Annotated in this window: 10 protein-coding genes; 7 read left to right on the top strand and 3 right to left on the bottom strand. The window is 72.7% G+C overall.

Annotation, left to right across the window (positions count from 1 at the left end; translation table 11 throughout):
• Positions 1-51: 51 nt before the first annotated feature.
• From ACWDLG_RS28280 to ACWDLG_RS28270, 3 genes are read left to right on the top strand one after another with little or no spacing between them, the layout of a single operon-like run.
• Complete coding sequence (locus tag ACWDLG_RS28280; protein WP_354907020.1) at positions 52-576, top strand: D-glycero-alpha-D-manno-heptose-1,7-bisphosphate 7-phosphatase; 525 nt, start codon at positions 52-54, stop codon at positions 574-576.
• Complete coding sequence (locus ACWDLG_RS28275) at positions 573-1,481, top strand: glycosyltransferase (protein WP_449925480.1); 909 nt, start codon at positions 573-575, stop codon at positions 1,479-1,481. The genes ACWDLG_RS28280 and ACWDLG_RS28275 overlap by 4 nt, the downstream gene beginning before the upstream one ends.
• Before the next feature lie 47 nt (positions 1,482-1,528).
• Positions 1,529-1,789, top strand: a complete 261-nt coding sequence (locus tag ACWDLG_RS28270) for a WhiB family transcriptional regulator (RefSeq protein ID WP_354907018.1) — start codon at positions 1,529-1,531, stop codon at positions 1,787-1,789.
• Here the strand turns inward: ACWDLG_RS28270 and ACWDLG_RS28265 are convergent.
• The 3 genes from ACWDLG_RS28265 to ACWDLG_RS28255 all read right to left on the bottom strand — a co-directional run bounded on the left by ACWDLG_RS28265 (position 1,755) and on the right by ACWDLG_RS28255 (position 4,725).
• Entirely contained in the window at positions 1,755-2,213 is a 459-nt protein-coding gene (locus ACWDLG_RS28265; protein WP_449925476.1) for a pyridoxamine 5'-phosphate oxidase family protein, read from the bottom strand. The two genes, ACWDLG_RS28270 and ACWDLG_RS28265, sit on opposite strands and share 35 nt — an antisense overlap.
• A gap of 308 nt (positions 2,214-2,521) precedes the next feature.
• Positions 2,522-4,108, bottom strand: a complete 1,587-nt coding sequence (locus tag ACWDLG_RS28260) for an ABC-F family ATP-binding cassette domain-containing protein (RefSeq protein ID WP_449925473.1) — start codon at positions 4,106-4,108, stop codon at positions 2,522-2,524.
• A 137-nt stretch (positions 4,109-4,245) separates the two neighbouring features.
• Entirely contained in the window at positions 4,246-4,725 is a 480-nt protein-coding gene (locus ACWDLG_RS28255; RefSeq protein ID WP_449925470.1) for a peptide deformylase, read from the bottom strand.
• Between the two features lie 259 nt (positions 4,726-4,984).
• Here ACWDLG_RS28255 and ACWDLG_RS28250 point away from each other — a divergent pair, with 259 nt between their 5' ends.
• The 4 genes from ACWDLG_RS28250 to nirB all read left to right on the top strand — a co-directional run bounded on the left by ACWDLG_RS28250 (position 4,985) and on the right by nirB (position 12,219).
• Positions 4,985-6,295 (top strand): MFS transporter, encoded by a 1,311-nt coding sequence (locus tag ACWDLG_RS28250; RefSeq protein WP_449925468.1) that lies wholly within the window; start codon positions 4,985-4,987, stop codon positions 6,293-6,295.
• Between the two features lie 139 nt (positions 6,296-6,434).
• On the top strand, positions 6,435-8,390 hold the full coding sequence (locus ACWDLG_RS28245; protein ID WP_449925817.1) for a molybdopterin oxidoreductase family protein: 1,956 nt from the start codon (positions 6,435-6,437) through the stop codon (positions 8,388-8,390).
• Positions 8,387-9,787, top strand: a complete 1,401-nt coding sequence (locus ACWDLG_RS28240) for an FAD-dependent oxidoreductase (RefSeq protein WP_449925466.1) — start codon at positions 8,387-8,389, stop codon at positions 9,785-9,787. Before ACWDLG_RS28245 ends, ACWDLG_RS28240 begins: the two co-directional genes overlap by 4 nt.
• Positions 9,784-12,219 carry a nitrite reductase large subunit NirB gene (gene nirB, locus ACWDLG_RS28235; RefSeq protein WP_449925463.1) on the top strand — a complete coding sequence of 812 codons (2,436 nt, stop codon included), beginning with the start codon at positions 9,784-9,786 and terminating at the stop codon, positions 12,217-12,219. The genes ACWDLG_RS28240 and nirB overlap by 4 nt, the downstream gene beginning before the upstream one ends.
• The last annotated feature ends 33 nt before the right edge of the window (positions 12,220-12,252 follow it).

Below are 12,252 nucleotides of genomic sequence, written 5' to 3'. Positions count from 1 at the left end.
TACCGAGAGAAGCGCTTGTTAAACACAAGGTAGGCGGGGTAGCGACCGGTCATGTTCACGCGACGCCCAGCGGCGGCCGTGCTTTTCGACCGCGATGACACCCTGATAAAAGATGTCCCTTACAACAATGATCCGCGACTGGTGGAGCCCATGCCCGGTGCTGTTGAGGCGCTGCGGGCGCTGAGGGCCGCTGGGATTCCCGTGGCGGTCGTGACGAACCAGTCAGGTGTGGCCAGAGGGTTCATCTCGCCCGACGAGCTCCATCAGGTCAACGAGCGGGTCGAGGAACTGCTCGGGCCGTTCGACGCCTGGGCCATCTGCGTCCACGGTGAGGACGCCGGCTGCGCCTGCCGCAAGCCGAACCCTGGCCTGGTGCTGAAGGCGGCGGGCACGCTCGGCGTCGACCCGGCCGACTGCGTGGTCATCGGCGACATCGGCAGGGACATGGAGGCGGCCAGGGCCGCCGGCGCCCGCGCCATCATGGTGCCGACGCCGAGGACCCGGCCGAGCGAGATCGCCGCCGCCCCCGAGGTCGCCCGCGACCTGCGCGAAGCGGTGGAACGGGTGCGCGCATGAACATCCTGCTCTGGCACGTCCACGGCTCGTGGACCACCTCCTTCGTGCAGGGCCGCCACACCTACCTCGTCCCGCTCACGCCGGGACGCGACGCCGACGGGCGGGGCAGGGCGCAGACCTTCGACTGGCCGGTCTCGGTGCGCGAGGTGCCCTGGGACAGGCTCGCCGCCGAGCACGTCGATCTCGTCGTCTACCAGCGCCCGCACGAGATCGAGCTGGCCAGGGACTGGCTCGGCAGGACGGTGCCCGGCGTCTACGTCGAGCACAACACGCCCAAGGGCGAGGTGCCGGCCACCCGCCACCCGCTGGCCGGGCAGTCGGCCGTCCCGCTGGTGCACGTCACCCACTTCAACGCCCTCTACTGGGACAACGGCATCGCGCCCGTGCACGTCATCGAGCACGGCGTCGTCGACCCCGGCCACCTCTACACCGGCGAGCTGCCGCGCGCCGCCGTGGTCGTCAACGAGCCGGTCCGGCGCGCGCGGGTGGCCGGCACCGACCTGCTGCCGGCCTTCGACGTGCCGCTCGACCTCTTCGGGATGAAGGCCGCCGAGCTGCCCTACCCGGCCTACGACCTGCCCCAGGCCGAGCTCCACCAGGCCCTCGCGCTGCGCCGCGCCTACCTGCACCCCTACCGCTGGACCTCGCTCGGCCTCTCGCTGATCGAGGCCATGATGATCGGCCTGCCCGTCGTCGCGCTCGCCGCCACCGAGGCGGTCGAGGCCGTCCCCCAGGAGGCGGGCGTGCTGTCCACCAGGCTCCCCGCGCTGGTCGAGGCGCTGTCGGCGTTCGTCGGCGACCCCGCCCTGGCCGCCCAGTACGGCAAGGCCGCCCGCACGGCCGCCCTCTCCCGTTACGGCCTCACCCGATTCCTTGACGATTGGAACAGTTTGTTGGGCCGGTGACCGGGTACGCGGAGTGAACACGTCGATACCGATATGTCTGGAATTCCATGTTCATCCTCGACCGCTCGCGCCGGGCCGCCTGCCTGGACGAGGACCCGGAGATCTTCTTTCCCATCTCACTCGAGGGCGCCGGACACGCCCAGGCCGAACGGGCCAAGGCCATCTGCCACGGCTGCCCCGTCCGGCTGCCCTGCCTCGACTACGCGCTGGCCACCCGCCAGGCGGACGGCGTGTGGGGCGGTATGGACCCGGCCGAACGCCGGGCGCTCGCCCTCACTCTCGAACCAGCCATCGCCCGTCACGCATGAGGTCGCGCCCCTCCAGCTCGTTGACCTCACGCCACGCCTGCACCTGCCGCGGCCGGACGCGGAAGTACAGGTAGCGGCCGCGCAGGCGCCGCGGATCGAAGCCGGTCTTGACCGCGAAGGCGTCGCCGAGCTCCGGCGAGATCTCCGCCTGCTCCAGCGTCTCCACGCTTCCCTCGATGAGGACGACGTCCCTGGTGTGGCCGAGAGCGAGCCTGGCCGTGCCCGACGCCACCAGATTGCGCGCGGTCGGGTTGCCCGCGGCCGTCGACAGCAGCAGGCTGGCGCCGTCCCACAGGAACGACAGCGGCATCAGGTACGGCCCGCCCTCCTGGTCGGCGGTGGCCACCCACGCGTCCACGTCGTTTTCGAGCCGGGCGAGGGTGTCCTTCCTGCGCTGCTCGGCGGTCCGGGCTTCGGAATGCATGTCTTTCCTCACGTCGTCGTGTCGAAGGCGCGTCGCCGGCACATCGGCGTCGCTCGCCGGGTCACCGTGATGACCCGGCGAGAGAGACAGGTGTGACCGCCGGCGGCGTCGAGAACCTGGGCGGCCGGCCGGCCACCATCGTCAGCAGAGTCTGCCGGAACCTGCCGCGCTCCCGCACCACCCGCCGCGACCCCGCCTCCCCGGCCGACCCCGCCTCCCCGGCCGCCGCCGCCTGCGACGACGTTCGCCGCCCGCTCCCGGCGGGGGAGCGTGCCTGCTCGCGGCCGGGGCCCGCGCGGTCCCGGCGCTCAGGCGAGGGTGATCAGGTCGGCGTAGCCGGTGTTCCAGAGGTCCTCCACCCCGTCGGGCAGCAACAGCACCCGGTCCGGCCGCAGCGCCTCCACCGCGTCCTCGTCGTGCGTGACCATCACCACCGCGCCCTTGTAGGCGCCCACCGCCCCCAGCACCTCGGCCCGCGAGGCCGGGTCGAGGTTGTTGGTCGGCTCGTCGAGCAGCAGGACGTTCGCCCCCGAGCTGACCAGCCCCGCCAGCGCCAGGCGCGTCTTCTCGCCGCCCGACAGCACCCCCGCCGGCTTGTCGACGTCGTCCCCGCCGAACAGGAACGACCCCAGGACGTTGCGCGCCTCACCGTGGGTGAGGTGCGGCGCGGCGGCGGCGAGATTCTGGCCGACGGTGCGCTCGGGGTCGAGGGTGTCGTGCTCCTGGGCGAAGTAGCCGAGCCGCAGGCCGTGCCCGTGCACCACCCTGCCGGAGTCGGGCGCGAGCCGTCCCGCCAGGATCTTCAGCAGCGTGGTCTTGCCCGCGCCGTTCAGCCCGAGCACCACCAGCCTGCTGCCGCGGTCGACGGCCAGGTCCACCCCGGACAGCACCGGCAGCTCGCCGTAGGACTTGACCAGGCTGACGGCGCCCAGCGGGGTCCGCCCGCTCGGCGCGGGCTCGGGCAGCCTGATCCTGGCCACCTTCTCGGTACGGCGGGCCGGCTGCACCCCCGCCAGCATCCTGTCGGCCCTGCGGGCCATGTCCCTGGCGCGGACGGCCGTCGCCACGTTGGACCGCATCCTGTCGGCCTGGGCGTGCAGCGCGGCGGCCTTGCGCTCGGCCGCCGCCCGCTGCCTGGCCCTGCGCCGCTCCGCGGTGGCGCTGTCGGCCAGGTAGGTCTCCCAGCCGGTGTTGTGCACCTCGATCCCGGCCAGGTCGGCCTCCAGCCGCCACACCCGGTTGACCACCTCGGCCAGCAGCCCGGTGTCGTGGCTGATCACCACCAGACCGCCCGCGTAGCCGGCGAGGAACGAGCGCAGCCAGGCGATGGAGTCGCCGTCGAGGTGGTTGGTCGGCTCGTCGAGCAGCAGCGTGCCGCGCTCGGCGAACAGCACCCTGGCCAGTTCGACCCGCCGCCGCTGCCCGCCGGACAGCGTGCCGAGCGGCTGGGCCATGACCCGGTCGGGCAGGCCGAGCCCCGCCGCGACCCTGGCGGCCGCCGCCTCGGCGGCGTAACCGCCGCGGGCCTGGAACTCGGCCTCGGCGCGCACGTAGCGGGACATGGCCGCCTCGCCGCCGGCCGCCATGTCGCGTTCGGCGGCGCGCAGCGCGCGCACCGCCTCGTGCAGGCGGCGAGCCGACAGGATGCGGTCGGTGACGGTGAGGCCGGGGTCGGCCGCCGCGGGATCCTGCGGCAGGTACCCGACCGGGCCGGTGCGGGTGACGACGCCGGCCGCCGGCGCGGCCTGACCGGCGAGGATCCGCATCAGCGTGGTCTTGCCCGCGCCGTTGCGGCCGACCAGGCCGACACGGTCGCCGGGGCCGACGTGGGCGGCGATGCCGGACAGCAGCAGACGGGCGCCGACGCGCACGTCGACGTCGCGAAAGGTAATCATGAGGTGACGCTCCGGAGAAGCCGATGGACACACGGGTGGCGTGAAAGCGGGTGTCCTGGCTAAGAAATCCGGGGCGTCGACATGGCGGACAGGTTACGCGAGGCCGCCGTCCGGCCGCATCCGGTTTTCCGCCGCGCTCAGGGCGCCGCCGACTCCATGAAGCGGTCGCGCTCGTCGTCGCCCAGGCGGTCGACGAACAGCATGCCGTCGAGATGGTCGGCCTCGTGCTGCAGCACCCTGGCCAGCATGCCGATGGCCCGCACCGTGACGGGCTTGCCGTACATGTCGCGGCCCCGCGCCGTCACGCCGAAGGAACGCTCCAGCGGCCACCACAGCCCGGGCGCCGACAGGCACGCCTCGTCGGCCACGACCGTCCGCTCCGACAGCTCGAGGCGCGGGTTGACCAGGTGCCCGGCCCTGCCGTCGTAGTCGAAGACGATCACCCTCGCGCTCACCCCGATCTGCGGCGCGGCCAGGCCCGCCCTGCCGTGCCCCTGGCGCATCGTGAGGGTCAGCGCCTTCACCAGCCCCCGCAGCTCCTTGTTGAAGTCGGTCACCGGCCGCGCCACCTCGCGCAGCACGGGGTCGTCGAAAGCGCGGATGCGCTGTACGGCCACGGCAACTCCCCGAGATCGTTGTCGTCGTCCAGGAGACGATTCCCTGCGCCGCGGGCGGTGAACCGTCACATGCGGGCGCGGCGACCACGCGCGCCGCCGCCGTCCGGCAGGACGGCGTTAACCCCGTGTTGCGGCCGTGAAACACATGCATTGCCTGTTACGGCGGTGAGTCACCTGTAACCGGCGCACCGTCACAGAACGTCAAGGTGCGTAACCCGCCCCTCCTACGGTCGAGATCCCCCGAACCGTAGGAGGAACGATGGCGCGTTGGATCACCGACTGGCACCCGGACGACCCCGCCTTCTGGGAGCGCGACGGCAGGCGCGTGGCCAGGCGCAACCTGGCCTTCTCCATCCTGGCCGAGCACCTCGGCTTCACCGTCTGGACGCTGTGGAGCATCGTCGCGGCCAAGATGGGCGGCTACGACTTCTCCACCGACCAGCTGTTCTGGCTGGTCGCGCTGCCCAACCTGATCGGCTCGGCGCTGCGTGTCCCTTACACCTTCGGCCCCGCCAGGTTCGGCGGGCGGACCTTCACCGTGGCGAGCGCGCTGCTCCTGCTGGTCCCCGCGATCCTGCTCGGCGTCGCCGTCAGCGACCCCGGCACGCCGTACTGGGTGTTCCTGGTGATCGCGGCGACGGCGGGTGTCGGCGGCGGCAACTTCGCCTCCAGCATGGCCAACATCACCTACTTCTTCCCCCAGCACAGGCAGGGCTCGGCGCTCGGGCTCAACGCCGCGGGCGGCAACATCGGCGTCAGCTCGGTGCAGCTGGTCATGCCGCTGGTGATCGGCACGTTCGGGCTGGCCGCGGCGGGCTGGTTCTGGGTGCCGTTCATCGTGGTCTCGGCCGCCTGCGCCTGGTTGTTCATGGACGACCTGTCCAGCGCCAAGGCCAGGCCGCGCGAGCAGTGGGCGGTCGCCGGCAAGGCGCACACCTGGGTGATGTCGTTCCTCTACATCGGCACGTTCGGCTCGTTCATCGGCTACTCCACCGCCTTCCCCCTGCTGGCCAAGAGTCTGTTCCCCGGTTCGGCGTGGGCGCAGGTCGCCTTCGTCGGGCCGCTGCTCGGCTCGCTGATCAGGCCGGTCGGCGGCTGGCTGTCCGACCGCCTCGGCGGCGCGCGCGTCACCCTCTGGAACTTCGCCGCCATGGGCGCCGGCGTGGCCCTGGTCTGGGCGGCCGGCGGCTCGGGGAACTTCTGGCTGTTCTTCCTGGCCTTCCAGACGCTGTTCGTCACCGCCGGCATCGGCAACGGCTCCACCTACCGGATGATCCCGGCCATCTTCCAGGCCAAGGCCGCCGCCGAGCTCGGCGGCGGCGAGGCGGCCCTCCTGTACGGCAAGCGCCAGGCCTCGGCCGCGATCGGCATCATCTCGGCGATCGGGGCGTTCGGCGGGTTCCTCATCAACCGCGGTTTCGGCATGTCCTTCGCCCGCACCGGCAGCCCCGCTTGGGCCTTCGTCGCCTTCGGCCTCTTCTACGCCGCCTGCTTCGCCCTCACGTGGTGGTGCTACGTGCGGACGGTCGGCGTGACCAGGGTGCCGAGCCTCGCGCACGCCCGGGTCTGAGCGCCTCACTTCGGCGGTGAGCCGCTGTTAGCACGCCGGTAACAGAAGGGACCCAGATGTGAAACGCCCCAAAAGCACCATCGATCGCGTGATCGCACCCACCCTCACCCACTGCCCGTACTGCGCCCTGCAGTGCGGCATGGCGCTGATCCCGGGGGAGCGCGTCACCGTCGAGGCCACCGACGCGCTGTGCCAGAAGGGCTGGACCGCGGCCGACCTGCTGTCGAGCCCCGACCGGCTGACCACGCCCCTGCTGGACGGCGGTCCCGCCACCTGGGAGCAGGCGCTCGACCACGTCGCCGCCCGCCTCCAGGAGGTGCGCGCCGCGCACGGCCCCGACGCGGTGGCGGTCTTCGGCGGGGGAGGGCTCACCAACGAGAAGGCCTACCAGCTCGGCAAGTTCGCCCGGGTCGCGCTCGGCACCAGCCAGATCGACTACAACGGCCGCTTCTGCATGTCGTCGGCGGCGGCCGCCTCGATCAGGGCGTTCGGCGCCGACCGGGGGCTGCCCTTCCCCGTCACGGACCTGGCCGCCGCCGACGTGGTGCTGGTGGCGGGCGGCAACCCGGCCGAGACCATGCCGCCGCTGGTCAGGCAGCTCACCGGGCCGGCGCTGATCGTCATCGACCCCAGGCGTACGGCGACGGCCAAGCTGGCCGGGCTCCACCTGCAGCCGACGCCAGGCACCGACCTGGCGCTCGCGCTCGGCCTGCTGCACCTGGCGATCGCCGAGGACGCGATCGACACCGGTTACGTCGAGCGCCGCACGACCGGGTTCGAGGCGGTGCGCACGTCGGTGTCCCCGTGGTGGCCCGAGCGCGTCGAACGGCTCACGGGGGTGCCGGTCGCCGCCATGCGCCAGGCCGTACAGATGCTGAAAAATGCGGATAAGGCGGTGGTGTTGACGGGGCGCGGCGCCGAACAGCACGCCAAGGGCACCGACACCGTCACCGCCTTCATCAACCTGGCCCTGGCCCTCGGCCTGCCCGGCACGCCCGGATCCGGCTACGGCTGCCTGACCGGACAGGGCAACGGCCAGGGCGGCAGGGAGCACGGCCAGAAGGCCGACCAGCTGCCCGGCTACCGCAGGATCGTCGACCCCGCCGCCCGCGCGCACGTCGCCGCCGTCTGGGGCGTCGACCCCGCCTCGCTCCCCGGCCCAGGACGGTCGGCCTACGAGCTGCTCGACGCGCTCGGCACCGCCGGCGGGCCCAGGGCGCTGCTGCTGTTCGGCTCCAACCCGGTCGTCTCCGCCCCCGGGTCGGCGCACGTCGCCGAGCGGCTGAAGGCCCTCGATCTGCTCGTCGTCGTCGACTTCGTGCCGAGCGAGACCGCCCGCATCGCCGACGTCGTGCTGCCCGGCACCCAGTGGGCCGAGGAGGACGGCACGATGACCAACCTGGAGGGCAGGGTTCAGCGGCGCCGCCGGGCCGTCGCGCCGCCCGCGGGCGTCAAGACCGACCTGGAGATCATCCAGGAGCTCGCCCGGCGGATGGGCCACAACTGGCCCGCCGGCCCGCGCGAGGTCTTCGACGAGCTGCGCCGCGCCTCCCAGGGCGGCACCGCCGACTACGCCGGCATCACCGGCGAGCGCGACGGGGTGTTCTGGCCCTGCCCCGCACCCGACCACCCCGGCACGCCCCGCATGTTCCTCGACCGCTTCCACACCCCCGACGGGCGCGCCCGGTTCGTCCCCGTCGACCACCGGCCCGCCGCCGAGGAGACCGACGCCGACTACCCCGTCCACCTCACCACCGGACGCCTGCTGGCCCACTACCAGTCGGGCGCCCAGACCCGCAGGATCGCGCCGCTCGTCGCGGCCGCGCCGGAACCCTACGTCGAGATCCACCCCGACCTGGCCGAACACCTCGCGATCGGCGCCGGCGACCTGGTACGGGTCAGCAGCCGCCGCGGCTGCGTCGAAGCCGTGGCCAGGATCAGCGACGCGATCAGGTCCGACACGGTGTTCATGCCCTTCCACTGGGAGGGCGCCAACCGCCTGACCAACCCCGCGCTCGACCCCACGTCGAGGATGCCCGAGTTCAAGGTCTGCGCCGTGAAGCTGGACAAGCTGGAGAAGGGGAAGCCGGCATGAGACTCCTGGTCATCGGCAACGGCATGGCCGGCGCCCGCCTGGTCGGCGAGGTCCGGGCACGCGACAAGGACATCGAGGTCACCGTCCTCGGCGCCGAGAGCCGCCAGCCCTACAACCGGGTGCTGCTGTCGAACGTCCTGGCCGGCAGCTCGGGGCCGGACCAGGTCCGGCTGCTCGACCCCTCCTGGTACGGCGAGCACGACGTCGAGGCCCACCTCGGCACCCGCGCCGTCCGGATCGACAGGCAGACCAGGACGGTCACCGCCGCGGACGGGCGGCGCTTCCCCTACGACGTGCTGGTGCTGGCCACCGGCAGCCAGGCCGTCGTGCCGCCGATCCCCGGCGCCGGACGGGCCCTGCCGTTCCGCACGCTCGACGACTGCCGGGCGATACTGGCCGACAGCCGCGGCAGCGCCAGGGCGGTCGTCATCGGCGGCGGGCTGCTCGGCATCGAGGCCGCGCGCGGCCTGGCCGGCCGCGGCCTGCCGGTCACGCTGCTGCACCTGGCCGGCCACCTGATGGAACGCCAGCTCGACGCCGAAGCCGGCCTCGTGCTCGGCGAGACCCTCGCGGGCCTCGGCGTGGACATCCGCACCGGCGTCAGCGCCGCCGAGATCCTGCCCGAGGGCGTACGGCTGGCCGACGGGAGCCTCGTCGAGGGCGACCTGGTCGTGCTGGCCTGCGGCGTCCGGCCGGAGATCGAGCTGGCCGTCCAGGCCGGCCTGGAGGTACGGCGCGGCGTCGTCGTCGACGACGAGCTGCGCACCGACGACCCGGCCGTCTTCGCGATCGGGGAGTGCGCCGAGCACGACGGCGTCGTCTACGGCCTGGTGGCCCCCGCCTGGGAGCAGGCCGCCGTCGCGGCCGACGTGATCACCGGCGCCGCCAAGGACGCCCGCTACCGCGGCTCCCGCCAGGTGACCAGGCTGAAGGCCAAGAGCGTCGAGCTGGCCGCGATGGGGGAGACGCACCTGACCGAGGAGCACGCCGAGGTCGTGCGCTTCAGCCACCGGGCCACAGGCACCTACCGCAAGCTCGTCATCCGCGACGGGCGCCTGGTCGGCGCGATCCTGCTGGGCGAGAGCGCGGCGGTCGGCACCCTCACCCAGCTCTACGACAGGGGAGCGCCACTGCCGGGCGACCGGGCCGGGCTGCTGTTCCCCCGCCTGGCAGGAGCGGCGGTGGCCGACAGCCCCGTCAGGATGCCCGACTCGGCCAAGGTCTGCCAGTGCAACAACGTGACCAAGGGCCAGATCAGAGCGTGCTGGGAGTCCGGCGCGCGTGACGTGATAGCAGTGGCGGCCGCGACGAGGGCCACGACCGGCTGCGGCACCTGCCGCGACGCCGTCGAGGGCATCGTCGGCTGGCTGTGCGAGCAGGAAGGGGTCTCCGCGTGAACAGGGTCGTCGTGGTCGGCTACGGTCCCGCCGCGCACAGGTTCGTCGAGACGCTGCTGGCCAGGGGCTTCGACGGGCGCATCACGGTCTTCGGCGAGGAGCCCCGCCCCGCCTACGACCGGGTGGCGCTCACCTCCTACCTGACCGGCACCGGCTTCGCCGACCTCAAGCTGCCCGACCTGCCAGGCGCGCTGACCCGGCTGTCGGCGCGCGTCACCCGGATCGACCGGGCCGCCAAGGTCGTCACGACCGCCGACGGGCACGCCGAGCCGTACGACACGCTGGTGCTGGCCACGGGATCGGCGCCGTTCGTGCCGCCGGTGCCCGGCGCCTCCCGCGCCTTCGTCTACCGCACCATCGACGACCTGGAGCTGATCAGGAAGGCCGCCTCCCACGCCACCCGCGGCGTGGTCGTCGGCGGCGGGCTGCTCGGCCTGGAGGCCGCCGACGCGCTGCGCGGGCTCGGCCTCGACACCCACATCGTGGAGCTGAGCCCCTGGCTGATGCCCCGGCAGGTCGACGAGGGCGGCGGCGCCGTGCTCAAGGACCACATCTCCAGGCTCGGCCTGTCGGTGCACGCGGGCCTGTCGCCGGCCGCGATCGAGCCGGGCAGGGTCGTGCTCGGCGACGGCCGGACGATCGAGGCCGACGTGGTCGTCTTCTCCGTCGGCATCAAGCCTCGCGACGAGCTGGCCCGCGACTGCGGCCTGGAGGTGGGCGAGCGCGGCGGCATCGTCGTCGACGCCGGCATGCGGACCGCCGACCCGGCCGTCTACGCCGTCGGCGAGTGCGCGCTGGCCGGCGGCATGGTCTACGGCCTGGTCGGACCGTGCTTCACCCAGGCCGAGGTCGCCGCCGACCGCGTGCTCGGCGGCGGCTCCACCTTCGACGGGGCCGACCTGTCGACCAGGCTGAAGCTCCTCGGCGTCGAGGTCGCCCAGTTCGGCGCGATGGAGGGGGCGCTCGACGTCACCTACATGGACCCCGTGGGCGGCGTGTACAAGAAGCTGTTCGTCTCCGACGACGCCCGGACGCTGCTCGGCGGCATCTGCGTGGGCGACGCCGCGCCGTACACGACGCTGAAGCCGTTCGTCGGCAAGCCGCTGCCCGCCGCCCCCGCCGACCTGCTGTTCACCGGGTCGGCGGTGAACCTCGACCTGCCCGACGACGTCCAGGTCTGCTCGTGCAACAACGTCACGGCCGGCGACCTGCGCGGCGCCATCGGCGACGGGGCGAGCGACGTGCCGGGCCTGAAGGCGTGCACCAGGGCGGGCACCGCCTGCGGATCGTGCGTGCCGATGCTGAAGCGGCTGCTGGAGAAGTCGGGCGTCGAGCTGTCCAAGGCGCTGTGCGAGCACTTCGACCACAGCAGGGCCGAGCTGTTCGACATCGTCCGGGTGCGCGGGATCACCACCTTCTCCGAGCTGATCGGCCTGTACGGCAGGGGCCGCGGCTGCGACATCTGCAAGCCCGCCGTCGCCTCCATCCTCGCCTCCCTGCACAACGGGCACGTCCTCGACGGCGAGCGGGCGGCCCTTCAGGACACCAACGACCACTTCCTGGCCAACATCCAGAAGAACGGCACCTACTCGGTCGTGCCCCGCGTCCCCGGCGGCGAGATCACCCCGGACAAGCTCATCGTCGTCGGCGAGGTCGCCCGCGACTTCGGCCTCTACACCAAGATCACCGGCGGCCAGCGGATCGACCTGTTCGGCGCCCGCGTCGAGCAGCTGCCCCAGATCTGGAAGCGCCTGGTCGACGCCGGCTTCGAATCCGGCCACGCCTACGGCAAGGCGCTGCGCACGGTGAAGTCCTGCGTCGGCTCCACCTGGTGCAGGTACGGCGTGCAGGACTCGGTCGGCCTCGCCATCGCCCTCGAACTGCGCTACCGGGGCCTGCGCTCCCCGCACAAGCTGAAGTCCGCGGTCTCGGGCTGCGCCAGGGAGTGCGCCGAGGCCAGGTCGAAGGACTTCGGGATCATCGCCACCGAGAAGGGCTGGAACCTCTACGTCGGCGGCAACGGCGGCTTCCAGCCCCGCCACGCCGACCTGCTGGTCTCCGACGTGTCCACCGAGCAGCTGATCACGATCGTCGACCGGTTCCTGATGTTCTACATCCGCACCGCCGACCGCCTGCAGCGCACGTCCGCCTGGCTGGAGTCCCTCGAGGGCGGGCTCGACCACCTGCGGTCGGTGATCGTGGACGACGCGCTGGGCATCTGCGACGCCCTCGACGCGCAGATGGACCGGCACGTGGCCACCTACGTCGACGAATGGCGGGCCACCATCGAGGACCCCGACAAGCTCAGCAGGTTCGTCAGCTTCGTCAACGCCCCCGGCACCCCCGACCCGTCGATCGTCTTCGAGACCGAACGCGACCAGATCAAGCCCGTCCTCATCCCCGTGGACCGGCTCACCTCCGCCGCCACCTGAGCCCCCGCCGCCCCCCGCCCGACCAGAAAGGAG

Source organism: Nonomuraea sp. NPDC003727, from assembly GCF_053586935.1.
Note: the sequence above shows the minus strand (reverse complement) of the source record. Positions and strands in the feature narration are given on the sequence as shown.